The following is a 13,879-nucleotide window of genomic DNA, read 5'->3' as shown; positions in this document are numbered from 1 at the left end:
TTTTTAATGCAAGATTACCAAAGCCATAGTATTAAGGTTTTAAAAGGTTTAGAGGGGGTTAGAAAACGCCCCGGAATGTATATCGGCGATACTAATGTCGGCGGATTACACCACATGGTGTATGAAGTTGTGGATAACGCCGTAGATGAAAGCATGGCAGGTTTTTGTGATACCATCAATATTACTTTGACTGATGAAGGTTCATGCATTGTAGAAGATAATGGGCGAGGAATCCCTGTAGATATCCATCCTACTGAAAAAATCCCCGCTTGCACCGTGGTTTTAACGGTTTTGCATGCTGGGGGTAAATTTGATAATGATACTTATAAGGTTTCAGGTGGTTTGCATGGCGTGGGCGTTTCTGTCGTAAATGCTCTAAGCAAACGCTTAGTAATGACCATTAAAAAAGAGGGTCAAATCTATCGCCAAGAGTTTGAAAAGGGAATCCCTATTAGTGAGCTTGAAATTATCGGCAAGACTAGAAGTGCTAAAGAAAGTGGCACTACCATTGAGTTCTTCCCCGATGAAAGTGTTATGGAAGTGGTTGAATTTCAAGCAAGCATTTTACAAAAACGCTTTAAAGAAATGGCGTATCTTAATGATGGCTTAAAAATTTCTTTTAAAGAAGAAAAAACGCAACTAGAAGAGACTTATTTCTATGAAGATGGCTTGAAACAATTTGTCAAAGATAGCGCTAAAAAAGAGTTGCTTACCCCTATTATTTCGTTTAAAAGCATGGACGAAGAAACACACACTTCCATAGAAGTCGCTCTAGCGTATACTGATGATTACAATGAAAATACCTTGAGCTTTGTAAATAACATTAAAACTTCTGAGGGTGGTACGCATGAGGCGGGCTTTAAAATGGGCTTGTCTAAGGCGATTTTGCAATATATTGACAATAACATTAAAACTAAGGAATCTCGCCCTGTTTCTGAAGATATTAAAGAAGGCTTAGTGGCTATTGTAAGCTTGAAAATGAGTGAGCCTTTATTTGAGGGACAGACTAAGTCAAAACTCGGTAGTTCGTATGTGCGTCCGCTAGTTTCAAAGCTAGTCTATGATAAAATCCATCAGTTTTTAGAGGAAAATCCTAACGAGGCTAAAATCATCGCTAATAAAGCCTTGTTAGCCGCTAAAGCTAGAGAAGCGAGCAAGAAAGCAAGAGAGCTTACAAGGAAAAAAGATAATCTAAGTGTCGGCACATTGCCCGGAAAATTAGCCGATTGCCAAAGCAAAGACCCCATGGAGAGTGAAATCTTTTTGGTAGAGGGCGATAGTGCGGGCGGAAGTGCAAAACAAGGGCGAGATAGGGTTTTTCAAGCGATTTTACCCCTAAAAGGTAAGATTTTAAATGTAGAAAAAAGCCACTTATCAAAAATCCTAAAATCCGAAGAAATCAAAAACATGATTACGGCTTTTGGGTGTGGCATTCAAGAGAGTTTTGATTTAGAAAAATTGCGTTATCATAAAATTATTATTATGACTGATGCTGATGTAGATGGAAGCCATATCCAAACTTTGCTGATGACCTTTTTCTATCGTTATTTACGCCCACTGATTGAAAATGGGCATGTTTATATCGCTCAAGCTCCCCTTTATAAATACAAGAAAGGCAAGACAGAGATTTATCTTAAAGATAGCGTAGCTTTAGATTATTTTTTAATTGAGCATGGTATCAATTCTGTGAATGTTGAAGGAATTGGCAAGAATGATTTGATGGGTCTATTAAAAGTCGTGCGTCATTATCGCTATGTGCTTTTGGAGTTAGAAAAACGCTACAACTTACTAGAAGTTTTACGCTTTTTGATTGAAACTAAGGACGCTCTAGCTCTTGATACTAAGGTTTTAGAAAAAAGCATTTTAGAAAAATTAGAGAGTTTGAACTACCAAGTTTTACGCTCTTTTGCTACAGAAGAAAGTTTGCATTTGCATGTGCAAACCCCTAAGGGCTTAGTGGAATTTAATATGGATGACAATCTCTTTAAAGAAGTGTTATTTGAAGAGGCAAGTTATACTTATCAAAAACTTATGGCATATAATTTAGATTTCTTAAAAGATAAGGATATTTTGGTATTCTTAGAGGAAGTGGAAAACCACGCTAAAAAGGGAGCAAGTATCCAACGCTACAAGGGACTAGGCGAGATGAATCCTAATGATTTATGGGAAACAACTATGCATAAAGAAAATCGTAGTTTGGTAAAACTAAAAATACAAGATTTAGAAAAAACTGATGCGATGTTCTCACTATGCATGGGCGATGAAGTAGAGCCTAGAAGAGCCTTTATCCAAGCTCATGCTAAAGATGTGAAACAATTAGATGTGTGAATAATGTTCTATATCGGCAATTTTAGGTGTATTTATGGCTATCTATATTCTTGTTTTGGAGACTAGAGCTATCAATGATAGATTATTACAAAATTGTTGCACTAATTTAAAAAAAGAGATTAAAGAATTGCAACATATAATGGAGGGTGTTAAGCCCTAAAGTGAGCTGTTTTTTATTACTAAGGAGTTTTGTATTACGACCCCTAGACACTTAACCAAACAAGAGAGTGTGAATTTTGGAGCTTACTATACGCCCCATTATCTAGTAGATTGTGCTTATAAGCTTTTAAAAAAGCATGTAAATATTAAAAATTACACTCTTTTAGATACCGCTTGTGGCGGTATGGAGTTTTTAAATCTTAATCATTCTAAAAAAATAGGGGCGGATATTGACCCTAATTGCAATGCTTTAAAACTCAATGCCCTAGCTAATCCTAAGAGAGAAAAATATGGTATTAGTGAAAACGAACCTTTAATTATTGTGGGTAATCCCCCCTATAATGATAAAACTTCTTTCATCAAACAAGACATTAAAAGCAAGAATTTTAATTTTGAAATAGACAACGATTTAAAAGCTCGGGATTTAGGGGTAAGTTTTTTAAAGTCTTTTGTGGTTTTAAAGCCGGCTTTTATTTGTGTGCTACACCCTTTATCCTATCTCATTAAAGAAACTAACTTTAAGGCATTAAAGCAATTTAAGGATAATTACACGCTTTTAGATGCTTTCGTTATTTCTTCTAAGCACTTCACTAAAAGCAACGAGTTTCCTATTGTGATAGCCTTGTATCAGCAAGGGCAAATGGATTATGTAGATATTAGGCGCTTTATGTTTAAAACCGACCATAATACCACGCTATGTTTAAACGATTTTGATTATATAGAAAATTATGTGGATAAATACCCTAACGCTAAAAAAGTTAGTGAATGTGTAGGCTATTTTTTTCCTATGCGAGATATTAATGCACTTAAACGCAACAAAACTTTTTTAAATGCACCAAGTAGTAATGCGGTGTGTATCAGTCAAGATAAATTGATTTATTATCAGTATATCCATCATTTTAAAGAAATCACCCCTAAAATCCCTTATTATTTTGGCAATTTAGATATTGTGATTGATAATTTCGCTTTTTTAAAAATTAAAGACACTTTTTTGAAAGAAAAAAGAGTGCGTTTAGAATATTTTAAAACATTATTTAAAGGACATACTTGTGAGTTTAATTAAAATTGATACTACTAAAAAAGTGATTGAAGTTTCTATTCCTTTAACTTCCATTTCAGGAAAAGTGCGTGTTAAAATTAGGCATGCTTTTAGTGATTATGGTATTTCTACAGCGACTAGAAAAATTCCTTTTAGCTTAAAGCATTATATAGAATGGCGTAAATCGGCTATGATGTTCCTATTAAGGATAAAGAAAAATTTGAACTCACCACTTTAAAAGATGAAAAATTTCATTTTTTAGGAGCTAATGGTAAAATAAAACGCTTTATGAATTGAGTGAAATTATCTATTATGCCAAGCAAATGGGTTTAATCAGCCTAGAAAGTTTAGAAAATGCTTTAACATATTTAGAAAAACAAGAACAATTTATAGAAGATTGCTTTATTATCACAAGAGAAAGGTTCAGACCCCATAAATTTAATGGTTTAGATTTTGAACTCTCACATATTTCTTATCCTTTGCTTATTCGCTCTTTTAGCAATAATCAATTAAGTGAAATTGTTATAAGAGAACAACAATATGGCTCTAAAACTTAAAGCTTTGCTCTATTATTGCTTTTCTATTTTAGAACTAAAACTTCCACACAACTACTAGATAGAACGGCTACACTCAAAGAACATGCTATTTTAACTATCAATCAAACTAATGCTTTTGTATTCTTAGAAATGCTTAAAATTTTTGGTCTTTTAAGCCAAGCTCATCACAAAGATATGTTAAATATTTTAGAGATTATTGCCAAAAATCATTGATTGGATTTTAGCCCCACTTTAATAATGCGTATTGCTATATCAAAATAAGGGCATTGAAAGATAGCTATTGTTGAGCTAAATTACTAAAATGTAAGGCTTTTACAAAAAATTAAATAAAGTCATTAAATAAATTGAAATTTTATTAAAAACTCTCATGCTTACCAAAGTAAAAGTTTCTTAATCAATAAGAAAATTTTTCAATTAAAAGCCAAAAGCAGATAGAATCCCCTCCCCTTATTTTCAAAAGAAATTATTGTTGACCAATTTCTTTTAAAGCTTTACAGCTACTGCTAAAGCCTAATTCACACCCCTCTTTATAAAAAGAAGTAGCCTTAGCCACATCTTTTTGCACGCCATTGCCATTATAGTACATTCCTGCGAAATTGTGGCAACCATTACCATCTTTCAGGAAACAGCCTTTTTTATATAGTGCCATAGCTTGTTGATTGCTCTTGGTAGCACCCATACCATTTTCATACATAAACCCCAAACTAACACAGCTTGCTCCATTCTCCAGATGACATCCCATTCTAAAGTAAGATAGTGCCTTCTTCAAATCTTTTTTTATTCCCTTGCCATCTCTATACATGTATCCAACAAGGTGGCAACTCAGACCATAATTCAATCCACATGCTTGTTTGGCGAAAGAAAAGGCCTTAATATAATTTTGTTCAACACCTACACCATTAAAATATGCAAAACCCAAACTACCACAACTCACTCCACCTTTCAGCTCGCAACCCTTCTTATAATAAAATATCGCTTCATGATAGTTCCTTCCTATGCCCTCACCATCTTCATACATGGAGGCTAAGCTTGCACGGCTAATCTGGTCTTTGAGGTCACAACCTTTCTTATAATAAAGAACAGCCTTTAAGAAATCTTGCTTTATACTATCGTTGCCATCTTCATACATGGAGGCTAAGCTTGTGCAACTAAAACTAGAGCCAAGATCACAGCCATTTTTGTAGGATAACATTGCTTGCTTGTAGTGCCCTTTCCTAAAATCGTCATCCCCTCTTTTTAAGTAATCTTTAGCTGTTATTGCTCCCAAGGTGCTAATATTACCTGCTATTAGCAACAATGTTAAACCCAGCTTATTTGTTAGAATGCCCATTGCTCAATCCTCCAATATGAATGTTCAATTAAAATCTATCATAATTTCAACTTTGAAACCCCCTATTGTAGCATAAAAGGACTTTTTTATGGGGTTAAGCGAATGCCTACTCCTATACGATTAGAAAAAACATTGTATTCATACAAACCATCACCATAGCCATTAAACCACTGAGCATAGATGCCTACAAAAGGGTTAATGCGATAGGTATAGCCTAAGCGGATTGCTCCATGCCAGCGTTTATAGCGCCAATATTGTGTGAAAATATCATAAAGTTGTAACTCAAAATGATGGCGTCCTCTTCTATAATCTATTTTAGCGTTACCATAACCCATATAATCAATTAAATCAGGGTTAGATTGGTTATAAGGAATGTAAGGCCAATAGGCAACCATAACCTTTAGACCCCCTTTTTTCCAAACTAAACGAAACACAGGGCGTTGTCCTGCACTCACAGAGCGACACCCACCCCAACGCACATCTTTTTGTCCGTTATAATCTTTTACTACTACAGGTTGTCCTGGAAATTCATTTTCTGGTTTACCTTGTTTGTTAAAAGGCTGATAACAAGCAGCACCGCCCACACCATTAGAAATATGTTGCCAACCCACCCAAATTTCAGCAAAATTCCCTATTTTACCCCCAAAAGGCTCAAAATTTAGAGGATAAACATAGATGAGTTCAGGCATATAATTAACCATACGCATAGGAGCAGATTGAGGGTCGTTATAAATTTGAAACCAATCTGTTTGGGTGTAGGCTAAATAAAGCGTGCCTTTAGTCCAAAGAATATGTTTGAAAACAGGCATTTTAAAACTAATTTGGAATTTAAAATCGTTGCGTTGGTATTGATTAATGTTAGGATGATACCATTCATAAATGGGTGTGAAACTATGATAAAAGGGTAAGAAGTAAGTGCCTTGATAGTCAATTAATTCTAGGTATCTCTTGGCAAATCTTGCCCAAGATTTTTCTTTGGGGGCGTTCTTTGGGGGTATATACCATGCGTTGTCTAAATTATTTTTAGTTCTAATAAGATGTAAATCTTGTTTGCGTAGGTAATAATCGTAATCTAAATTGGATTTTTTACTTTCTAGTTGACAAGTGATAAGAAAGAAACATAAAAATCTTATACGCATATCAAAAAGTCCTTATTTAAATTGCAAAATAAAGATAGCTAGTATCACAATGGGTGCAATGAAACGCACGCTGAAGTGCCATATTTCAAACAAGGTTTGATTAAAAAAGTGTTTGGTGGCTAAAAAAGAGCGTTCCTTACACAAGAGCCAGCCTACAAATAAAACCGAAAATAAGCCTCCCAAGGGCATTAAAAATGAAGAAGTGATGAAGTCTAGCCATGCAAATACATTTCTATTAGCAAAGCTTAAAGCATTGGTATAATGCTTATTCATAGAGAAAATGACTAAAGCCCCTAAGATATACACAACTAGCCCTAGCAACAACGATGCTTGATTGCGTGAAAAGTTAAAGCGATTGATGAGATATAGAACTAAAGGCTCTAATAATGAAACCGTGGAAGTAATCCCAGCAAAAACAAGGGCTAGAAAGAAAAAGAGTGAGATAATCTGTCCGCTTAAGCCCATTTGAGCAAAAATCAAAGGTAAAGATACAAAAACTAATCCAGGTCCTTGAGCTACATCTACATGGTGTTCAAAAACAAAGGTAAAAATCATTACTCCAGCAATGAGTGAAATTAAAATACCGGGTAAGACAATATATAGAGAGCTTTTAAGCAGATTTTCTTTTTCAGGTGTGAAAGCGGAGTAAGTGATAATGGTGCCTACCCCTAAGCTTAAAGAAAAAAACATCTGTCCTAAAGCATCCATAAAAACTTTAAAATCAATCTTTTGAGCCTCAAAACTGAATAGATAGTGTAGGGCTTTAGGCAAGCTTTCTAAAGTCATTGCATAGATTAAAAGCCCTATAAAAATAATAAAGAGTAGGGGCATAAGCACCATGCTTAATTTTTCAATGCCCTCTTTAATACCCTTAGAAACAAACCATATGGTAGGTAATAAACAAGCACTAAAACCTATGATTTGCCAAATTAGGCTATCGTTTTGCAAGAGTTCAAATTGTGCTTTGGCTTGTTCTAAGTCCTTAGGTAAATCAAAAGTTACCACAAAGAGATAGTAAAAAACCCAGCCTAAAACCACCGTGTAAAAAGAAAGGATTAAGGGGCCACCTAAGAGAAAAATAGAAGTGAAAGAGTAATATTTTTTTCGTTTGGCATCTAAAATTTGATAGTTGGATACCACATCTTTTTTACCCAAACTCCCAATAATCATATCCACTAAAAGCATGGCAATACCTAGAGTTAAGGTTAGCACTAAATATAAAAGCACGAACGCACTCCCCCCATTATTACCTACCATGTAAGGAAAGCGCCAAATATGCCCTAAACCTATGGAGCTACCCAAAGTAGCTAGAATAAAACCTAATTTAGAAAATTTTCCCATATTTTTTAATTTTTAAGAAAATTTACTTACCCAAATAGATAATACGATTAAAGGGGTGATGTATTTGAGCAGAAAATACCATACTTCAAACAATTTAGGACTTAAAAAATGTGAGCTAAAGAGGCGCACTTTTTCTTTTTCTAAAATCCAACCCATAAAAATAAATGAGGCAATCCCACCTAAAGGCATAATAATCGTGCTTGAGATAAAGTCTAGCCAATCAAAGAGATTTTTTCCTAAAAAACTTAGAGCGTCTTTATAATCGTTATGGAGTGAGAAAATCAATAACACGCCAACTACAAGAATTAATGAAATAATCCCCCAAGTAGCTACAGAGCGCTTGCATTGGTATCTATCTACAATATACATTACACTTGGTTCTAATAAAGCTACTGTTGAAGTTATTCCAGCAAAAGCTAGAGCGAGTAAAAACAGCACTGAAACAAGAGTGCCTATAGCTCCCATTTTGCCAAAAACAACGGGCAAAGAAGTGAATATTAAACCTGTGCCTTGAGAAATATTAGCCCCATGCTCAAACACAAAGGTAAAAATCATTAAGCCAGCTACCAAAGAGATGACAATCCCAGACAAAACCACCCAAAGCGTGCTTTTAAGCAAATCTTGGGTTTTATCAGTTGAGGCTGCATAAGTGATATTGATGCCTAATCCTATACTTAGAGAAAAGAAAACTTGTCCCAAAGAAGAAGTAAAAACTTGGGGGGTTAAATCCTTTGTTTTAAAATCAAACATAAAATGAAAAGCTTTAGAAAAAGAATCTAAACTCATTGCATAAAAAAGCAAGCCAAAAAAAGTGGCAAAGAGTAGGGGCATTAAAATTAGATTGAGTTTTTCAATGCCATCTTTAACCCCTCTAGCGACAATCAATCCTGTTAGTAGCATTACCCCAAAAAGCCCTATAATTTGTAAGCCTAAAGATTGCAAGGTGTGGTTAAAGATTTGTTCAGATTCTTGAATATTGGTAGGTAAGTTGAAACTAACATCTACTAAGTAGTAAAAAACCCAACCTAGAATAGTCCCATAAAAAGTCAATACTAAAGGTCCAGAAACAAGCAATAATCCTGCATATTTCCAATATTTTTTAGGGTTTGGGTCTAATTCTTTAAAAGCCTCTATGGTGTTTTTTTGCGTGCTTTGCCCAAGCAACATTTCAGCAATAAACATCACCGCACCAATACTTAGAGATAAGAACAAAAATAACAAAACAAAAGCACCCCCACCACTCACGCCTGCCATGTAAGGAAAGCGCCAAATGTGTCCTAAGCCTATCGCACTTCCTAGAGCTGCTAAAACAAATCCTAATTTGGAAAAATGATTGCCCATTTTCTGCTTACTAACTCCCTAATTCTTAATAGCAAGAATATGTTTTTGGTTTTATTGTTAGTTTTTAAAAATCCTAAGTCAAATGGTAGGTGAAAAAAATCTACTAAAATTAAAGGGCTAAATCTAACAAAAATGAACTAATTATACTACATTTAACTGCGTATTGTATAATTGGGCGGTTTATTTTAATTAAAAATTTAGATTTGGTGCTAGAGGGAATTGTTTGCGTTGTAGGGTATATTATGAAGATACTGATGCTCAAGGCGTGGTCTATCATGCGAATTATTTGAAGTATTGTGAAAGAGCTAGGAGTGAAGAGTTTTTTAAAAGAGGTTTAGTGCCAGAGAATGAAGGGGGAGTGTTTGTTATCCGCTCATTAAAGGCAGATTTTTTCACTCCTGCAAGTTTGGGGCAAGTTTTAGAAGTAAAAACGCAAGTTAAAGAGCTTAAAAAGGTTTCTGTGGTGCTTTTTCAAGAGATTTATTGCGTGTGTAGTAATGATTTGAAAGAATTAGAACCTTTTAAAATCTTTGCCTTAGAGATTAAATTGGGTTTTATCCATCGTATTAAGCACAATCCTATGCCTATACCTACAATATTTAAGGAGTTTTTAGATGAGCTTAGATAATACAGAAACAAACAAGCCAAAGATTGATTACCCATGTCTTTGGGATTACAGAATAATTATGAATACTAATGATGAAAGTTTATTAAAAGAGCTTTTAAAAACCTATCAACGCCCCTTTAAATTAGAATTAAAAAATACTTCTAAAACAGGGAAATTTTATAGTTTTAATGTATCTATTGAAGTTTCAAATGAATTGGAACGCAACGAGATTTTTCAAAAAATTTCTAATGAAAAATATGTCATTCAAGTGCTTTAGTCTTCTAAGACATACTTTTTAAATTTTTCGCCCCTTTCTTTATAAGAAGAAAACTGGTCTAAACTCGCACTACTAGGCGAGAGTAAGCCAACTTCATTCATTTTTAAAACATTTTTAATCTCTTCTACTGCCCTTTCTAACTCAAAACAAGTTTTACAAACAATATTAAATTCTAAAGCGAGTGAGTAAATGATGGAAGTGCTTGAGCCTATAGCATAAAGGCTTACTTTATAATTTTGAAGCTCTTTAAAAAGGGGGGTTAAATCAACACCCTTAGTATCGCCCCCTACAATCAAATGAATTTTTTGGTTTTTAAAAGTTTTTAGGGCTTGTAAGGTTGCATCAATATTAGTAGCCTTGCTGTCATCTACCCACAAACGCCCTTCTTTATCTCTAAATTCTTCCATTTTATGTAAGCCGATTTTAAAAGCACTCAATCTTTTAAGGGCGTTGTCTTTATAGTCTTGCCATTTTAGGTTTTTCATTTTCAAAAATTGTTCATAAGCTAAAAGGGCTAAAGAAGCGTCTAATAAAAATGCCCCTTTAAAAGGCAAGGCATTAAGTGGAATTTCTAAATTTTCTAGAATATCTTCGCTCTTATCAAAAAAGATTTTTTGAGCTTGTGATTTTTGAACGAGCGAATGCTCTTTAAATTTTGAAGGAAGTATAGCTAAGGTGTTTTTAGGCATAAGAATCAAGGGTTTGAGCTTAGCGTTCAAGTAATTTTCAAAATTTTGATGCCAAGTTAAATGGTCTGATTCTACATTGATAAGCAAGTAAATTAAAGGGTAAGCCTTGTTAGTATAGTGTAAAGAAAAAGAGCTTGTTTCTAAAACCCATAAAGGCGATTGTTTTACAAAAAGCTCCATTAAGGGTGTGCCGATATTCCCCCCACTTACAGCCTTAAAATCTTCTAAAAGCATAGTGAGCATCTCAGTAGTTGTGGTCTTACCATTCGTGCCACTGATACTTATGGTTGTAGGAGTAAAATGATGATTAAACAAGCTATATACAAAATCATATTCTCCCATTAAATGCTTAGCCTTTTTAACTAAAGCATGCATAAAGCTAATTCCTGGGCTTACTATCTCTAGCTCTGAAGTATTAGGATTAAATTCACTACTAGGATAGCAAAGAAAATTTTCATTATCCTTGCAAGATGAAGTGAATTTATCATCAAAAAATTGCACTTCATTATGATTTTTTTTAAAAAACCTTGCTAAGGCTAGAGTGGTTTTTGCATGCCCAAAAAGTGAAATTTTCATTTTCAACGCACCTTCAAGCTTAAAAGGGCGACTAAATTACTTAACATTGAAATTATCCAAAAACGCACAATCACTTTATTTTCTGCCCAACCTTTTTGCTCAAAATGATGATGAATAGGTGCCATTAAAAAAAGGCGTTTTTTACGAGTTTTATAACTTCCTACTTGTAAAATCACAGACAAGGTTTCTACAACAAAAATAGACCCCATTAAAACAAGCAAGACTTCATTGTGTGAAACAATAGCATTATAAGCGATAAATCCCCCTAAGGCTAAGCTCCCACTATCGCCCATAAACACGCTTGCAGGGTTGCAGTTATACCACAAAAAGCCAAAGAGTGAGCCTATTAAAGCTAAAGAGACCACAAATAATTCCCCTACATCTATAACTTTTGGATAAAGCAAGTATTTAGAAAATTCTGCATTCCCAGCTACATACACAAAGACTGAAAGACTGAGTAGGGTAAAAATGCTAGGCACAGTGGCCAGACCATCTAATCCGTCGGTTAAATTCACGGCATTACTTGTAGATAAAAAAACTAACACCCAAAAACTAATGGCTAAAATTACAGGCATTTCAAACAAAGGGTTTTTTAAAAAAGGCAAATACAAGAAAGTGTCTAGCCCCTTAAAACTCAACAAAATAGATACCACAAGCGAAATCACAAAAAGCATACTAAATTTCGTTTTCGCACTCATTCCGGCATTGCTTTTTTGACTAATTTTAGTGTAATCATCTCTAAACCCTACAAAACTAAAACCCACTAATACAACTATTCCTAATAAAACATAAAGATTATCCAAAGATGCACATAACAAACTTGCAATAATGGTTGAAAAAACAAAAATAATGCCCCCCATAGTAGGCGTATCTTTTTTATTTTGATGGCTTAAAACATAGCTAGAAATCGGTTGATTAGCCTTTTTAGCCTTTGCCCATAGAATAAATTTAGGCATTAAAAAAAGCGTGAGAAAAAAGGCTATAAAAAATCCTAACCCTGCCCTAAAGGTTAAATATTGAAAAAGATTAATATTAAAATAGCTGTATAAATAATAGAGCATAAAATTCCTTAAAAAAGCGACTACTCAAGATAACAAAAAACAAAAAAATGCTGTTTTCTAATTGTTGGACTTATTTTAACACAAATTGATTTACTTAGGCTTGTATAAATGGGTGTATAATGAGAGATGTATTTATATATCTTAATTTTGGAGTATTTTATAATGCGAAGTTTGTGTGCATCTAAGTATGCTAAGAGTGTTGTTAAGGCATTGGTTGCTGTAGGTCTTTCAAGTGTGTTGGTGGGTTGTGGAATTGAGCAAGCGAATAATGCAACTAAGGGTTCAGAGCCAAAAGAGGCCAAAAAAGTTGTTGAGACACACCATAAGCACCATGAACATATGCAAACAAGTGCTGAACACATTACGCCTTTAAATTTTAATTATCCGGTGCATATTGCTCAAAGTCAGCCTTGGAATCGCTCTGTTGCTATTTTAGCACCAAATATTCAAGTGAGTGATAACTTAAAACCTTATATTGATAAATTTCAAGATGCTTTAGCTAATCAAATTCAGAGCATTTTTGAAAAAAGAGGGTATAAGGTGTTGCGTTTTAAAGACAAAGACGCTTTAAGTGTTGAAGAAAAGAAAGAGGTTTTTTCTGTTTTAGATTTGCGTGGTTGGGTAGGGGTTTTAGAAGATTTAAAAATGAATCTTAATGACCCCACTAAACCTAACTTAGACACTTTAGTAGACCAAAGTTCGGGGTCTGTGTGGTTTAATTTTTATGAGCCAGAAACCGGAAGGGTAATCCATGATTTTGGCGTGGAAGTAGGAACTTTTAGAGCGATTACGCATACTTTCTCTTATGCGTATACTGATTATGGAGCCACTAATAGAGTTGAACATGCAAGTTTAGAAAAGAATAAAGAAGATGCAATTCATAAGATTTTAAATAGAATCTATGTTGAGGTTATGAAAAGAGCGGTTGCAGAGCTTACGGAAGAAAATATCTCTAGATACAGAGACGCTATTGATAAAATCAAAAAATCTCTCCACACATCTAAGGTTGGTGAATCTCAAAAATAATGAGTTTTTTAAAATGAGGTGTTTTGAGGGGGTGAATTTTTGAATATTAGTGATTTTTAAAGCTAAATAAAGTATAATGCTAAATTCATTTTTCTAAAGATAAGGATAAGATTATGGCAAGAAAATGTGCATTAACTGCTAAAGGTCCTATGGTAGGTAACCATGTGAGCCACGCTAACAATAAGAATAAGCGTCGTTTACTCCCCAATTTGCGTTCTATTAGAGTTCAGCTAGATGATGGCACAACTAGACGCATTAGAGTAGCGGCCTCTACGCTAAGGACTATGCGTAAAGGGGCTTAAGCTCTCTTTTATTATTTTATTATGGCATTGACTTTTAAGAGTTTTCTTAAATTTCGGTGTGCGTATTAGTTTTTAAATATGTTTAAAGGTGGGTTTATGGAAATTAA

13 protein-coding genes and 1 pseudogene are annotated in these 13,879 nt (G+C 34.2%); 8 read left to right on the top strand and 6 right to left on the bottom strand.

The window, feature by feature from the left end:
• The first annotated feature begins 6 nt into the window (after positions 1–6).
• The 4 genes and pseudogenes from gyrB to C6H25_RS03645 all read left to right on the top strand — a co-directional run bounded on the left by gyrB (position 7) and on the right by C6H25_RS03645 (position 4,296).
• Positions 7–2,328 (top strand): DNA topoisomerase (ATP-hydrolyzing) subunit B, encoded by a 2,322-nt coding sequence (gene gyrB / locus C6H25_RS03655; RefSeq protein WP_104748113.1) that lies wholly within the window; start codon positions 7–9, stop codon positions 2,326–2,328.
• 34 nt (positions 2,329–2,362) lie between these two features.
• Positions 2,363–2,488: a hypothetical protein gene (locus tag C6H25_RS08975; protein WP_267891811.1), complete on the top strand. Its 126-nt coding sequence runs from the start codon at positions 2,363–2,365 to the stop codon at positions 2,486–2,488.
• Positions 2,489–2,557: 69 nt separating this feature from the next.
• Positions 2,558–3,550 (top strand): adenine methyltransferase, encoded by a 993-nt coding sequence (locus tag C6H25_RS03650; protein WP_104748112.1) that lies wholly within the window; start codon positions 2,558–2,560, stop codon positions 3,548–3,550.
• Positions 3,537–4,296: pseudogene (locus tag C6H25_RS03645) on the top strand (R.Pab1 family restriction endonuclease). Before C6H25_RS03650 ends, C6H25_RS03645 begins: the two are co-directional and overlap by 14 nt.
• Before the next feature lie 250 nt (positions 4,297–4,546).
• On the opposite strand, the gene C6H25_RS03635 reads toward C6H25_RS03645, so the two are convergent.
• The 4 genes from C6H25_RS03635 to C6H25_RS03620 form a co-directional block, all read right to left on the bottom strand.
• The gene (locus C6H25_RS03635) at positions 4,547–5,413 is read right to left on the bottom strand and encodes a tetratricopeptide repeat protein (RefSeq protein ID WP_104748110.1); all 867 of its coding nucleotides are present in this window, start codon (positions 5,411–5,413) and stop codon (positions 4,547–4,549) included.
• An 86-nt stretch (positions 5,414–5,499) separates the two neighbouring features.
• A complete protein-coding gene (locus C6H25_RS03630) occupies positions 5,500–6,552 on the bottom strand; it encodes a phospholipase A (RefSeq protein WP_104748109.1) in 1,053 nt (350 codons plus the stop codon).
• 12 nt (positions 6,553–6,564) lie between these two features.
• Positions 6,565–7,893: a sodium-dependent transporter gene (locus C6H25_RS03625; RefSeq protein ID WP_104748108.1), complete on the bottom strand. Its 1,329-nt coding sequence runs from the start codon at positions 7,891–7,893 to the stop codon at positions 6,565–6,567.
• Between the two features lie 12 nt (positions 7,894–7,905).
• Complete coding sequence (locus C6H25_RS03620; RefSeq protein WP_104748107.1) at positions 7,906–9,234, bottom strand: sodium-dependent transporter; 1,329 nt, start codon at positions 9,232–9,234, stop codon at positions 7,906–7,908.
• A 223-nt stretch (positions 9,235–9,457) separates the two neighbouring features.
• Here C6H25_RS03620 and C6H25_RS03615 point away from each other — a divergent pair, with 223 nt between their 5' ends.
• Positions 9,458–9,862, top strand: a complete 405-nt coding sequence (locus C6H25_RS03615) for a YbgC/FadM family acyl-CoA thioesterase (RefSeq protein ID WP_104748106.1) — start codon at positions 9,458–9,460, stop codon at positions 9,860–9,862.
• Positions 9,849–10,118, top strand: coding sequence for a DUF493 domain-containing protein (locus tag C6H25_RS03610; protein ID WP_104748105.1), 270 nt, complete (start codon positions 9,849–9,851; stop codon positions 10,116–10,118). Before C6H25_RS03615 ends, C6H25_RS03610 begins: the two co-directional genes overlap by 14 nt.
• Here the strand turns inward: C6H25_RS03610 and murD are convergent.
• Entirely contained in the window at positions 10,115–11,383 is a 1,269-nt protein-coding gene (gene murD, locus C6H25_RS03605) for a UDP-N-acetylmuramoyl-L-alanine--D-glutamate ligase (RefSeq protein WP_104748104.1), read from the bottom strand. The two genes, C6H25_RS03610 and murD, sit on opposite strands and share 4 nt — an antisense overlap.
• Positions 11,384–11,385: 2 nt before the next feature.
• Entirely contained in the window at positions 11,386–12,444 is a 1,059-nt protein-coding gene (mraY, locus tag C6H25_RS03600; RefSeq protein ID WP_104748103.1) for a phospho-N-acetylmuramoyl-pentapeptide-transferase, read from the bottom strand.
• Positions 12,445–12,606: 162 nt separating this feature from the next.
• Here mraY and C6H25_RS03595 point away from each other — a divergent pair, with 162 nt between their 5' ends.
• Together C6H25_RS03595 and rpmB are read left to right on the top strand one after the other, a co-directional pair.
• Positions 12,607–13,470 carry an HpaA family protein gene (locus C6H25_RS03595; protein ID WP_104748147.1) on the top strand — a complete coding sequence of 288 codons (864 nt, stop codon included), beginning with the start codon at positions 12,607–12,609 and terminating at the stop codon, positions 13,468–13,470.
• A 113-nt stretch (positions 13,471–13,583) separates the two neighbouring features.
• Positions 13,584–13,772: a 50S ribosomal protein L28 gene (rpmB, locus tag C6H25_RS03590; protein WP_104748102.1), complete on the top strand. Its 189-nt coding sequence runs from the start codon at positions 13,584–13,586 to the stop codon at positions 13,770–13,772.
• Positions 13,773–13,879 lie beyond the last annotated feature (107 nt).

Origin of the sequence: Helicobacter cetorum (assembly GCF_900198405.1) — a bacterium.
GTDB classification, from domain to species: domain Bacteria; phylum Campylobacterota; class Campylobacteria; order Campylobacterales; family Helicobacteraceae; genus Helicobacter; species Helicobacter cetorum_C.
Note: the sequence above shows the minus strand (reverse complement) of the source record. Positions and strands in the feature narration are given on the sequence as shown.

What these genes read in the sequence shown, in the direction of transcription:
- gyrB (WP_104748113.1), top strand. Translation starts at nt 7, where the DNA reads ATGCAAGATTACCAAAGCCATAGTATTAAGGTTTTAAAAGGTTTAGAG.
- C6H25_RS08975 (WP_267891811.1), top strand. Translation starts at nt 2,363, where the DNA reads ATGGCTATCTATATTCTTGTTTTGGAGACTAGAGCTATCAATGATAGA.
- C6H25_RS03635 (WP_104748110.1), bottom strand. Translation starts at nt 5,413, where the DNA reads ATGGGCATTCTAACAAATAAGCTGGGTTTAACATTGTTGCTAATAGCA.
- C6H25_RS03630 (WP_104748109.1), bottom strand. Translation starts at nt 6,552, where the DNA reads ATGCGTATAAGATTTTTATGTTTCTTTCTTATCACTTGTCAACTAGAA.
- C6H25_RS03625 (WP_104748108.1), bottom strand. Translation starts at nt 7,893, where the DNA reads ATGGGAAAATTTTCTAAATTAGGTTTTATTCTAGCTACTTTGGGTAGC.
- C6H25_RS03620 (WP_104748107.1), bottom strand. Translation starts at nt 9,234, where the DNA reads ATGGGCAATCATTTTTCCAAATTAGGATTTGTTTTAGCAGCTCTAGGA.
- C6H25_RS03610 (WP_104748105.1), top strand. Translation starts at nt 9,849, where the DNA reads ATGAGCTTAGATAATACAGAAACAAACAAGCCAAAGATTGATTACCCA.
- murD (WP_104748104.1), bottom strand. Translation starts at nt 11,383, where the DNA reads ATGAAAATTTCACTTTTTGGGCATGCAAAAACCACTCTAGCCTTAGCA.
- mraY (WP_104748103.1), bottom strand. Translation starts at nt 12,444, where the DNA reads ATGCTCTATTATTTATACAGCTATTTTAATATTAATCTTTTTCAATAT.
- C6H25_RS03595 (WP_104748147.1), top strand. Translation starts at nt 12,607, where the DNA reads ATGCGAAGTTTGTGTGCATCTAAGTATGCTAAGAGTGTTGTTAAGGCA.
- rpmB (WP_104748102.1), top strand. Translation starts at nt 13,584, where the DNA reads ATGGCAAGAAAATGTGCATTAACTGCTAAAGGTCCTATGGTAGGTAAC.